Genomic DNA, 1,189 nt, shown 5'->3' on the forward strand with positions numbered 1-1,189 from the left:
TGATACCCGTAGCTTCGGTGTATGGTTTGAGCCCCGTTACATCTTCCGCGCAGGCCGACTCGACTAGTGAGCTATTACGCTTTCTTTAAAGGGTGGCTGCTTCTAAGCCAACCTCCTAGCTGTCTAAGCCTTCCCACATCGTTTCCCACTTAACCATAACTTTGGGACCTTAGCTGACGGTCTGGGTTGTTTCCCTTTTCACGACGGACGTTAGCACCCGCCGTGTGTCTCCCATGCTCGGCACTTGTAGGTATTCGGAGTTTGCATCGGTTTGGTAAGTCGGGATGACCCCCTAGCCGAAACAGTGCTCTACCCCCTACAGTGATACATGAGGCGCTACCTAAATAGCTTTCGAGGAGAACCAGCTATCTCCGAGCTTGATTAGCCTTTCACTCCGATCCACAGGTCATCCGCTAACTTTTCAACGGTAGTCGGTTCGGTCCTCCAGTCAGTGTTACCTAACCTTCAACCTGCCCATGGATAGATCGCCCGGTTTCGGGTCTATTCCCAGCGACTAGACGCCCTATTAAGACTCGCTTTCGCTACGCCTCCCCTATTCGGTTAAGCTCGCCACTGAAAATAAGTCGCTGACCCATTATACAAAAGGTACGCAGTCACAGAACAAAGTCTGCTCCCACTGCTTGTACGCATACGGTTTCAGGATCTATTTCACTCCCCTCTCCGGGGTTCTTTTCGCCTTTCCCTCACGGTACTAGTTCACTATCGGTCAGTCAGTAGTATTTAGCCTTGGAGGATGGTCCCCCCATATTCAGACAAAGTTTCTCGTGCTCCGTCCTACTCGATTTCATGACTAAGAGATTTTCGCGTACAGGGCTATCACCCACTATGGCCGCACTTTCCAGAGCGTTCCGCTAATCTCAAAGCCACTTAAGGGCTAGTCCCCGTTCGCTCGCCACTACTAAGGGAATCTCGGTTGATTTCTTTTCCTCAGGGTACTTAGATGTTTCAGTTCCCCTGGTTCGCCTCTTGCACCTATGTATTCAGTACAAGATAACCATCTTATGATGGCTGGGTTCCCCCATTCAGACATCTCCGGATCAAAGTCTGTTTGCCGACTCCCCGAAGCTTTTCGCAGGCTACCACGTCTTTCATCGCCTCTGACTGCCAAGGCATCCACCGTATGCGCTTCTTCACTTGACCATATAACCCCAAGCAATCTGGTTATACT

1 rRNA gene is annotated in these 1,189 nt (G+C 50.6%); it reads right to left on the minus strand.

What is annotated here, in order from left to right:
- A 23S ribosomal RNA gene (locus NQL71_RS29640) occupies positions 1-1,161 on the minus strand; the annotation flags it as partial.
- Positions 1,162-1,189 lie beyond the last annotated feature (28 nt).

It is taken from the genome of Pseudomonas serbica (assembly GCF_028823535.1).
Classification (GTDB): domain Bacteria; phylum Pseudomonadota; class Gammaproteobacteria; order Pseudomonadales; family Pseudomonadaceae; genus Aquipseudomonas; species Aquipseudomonas serbica.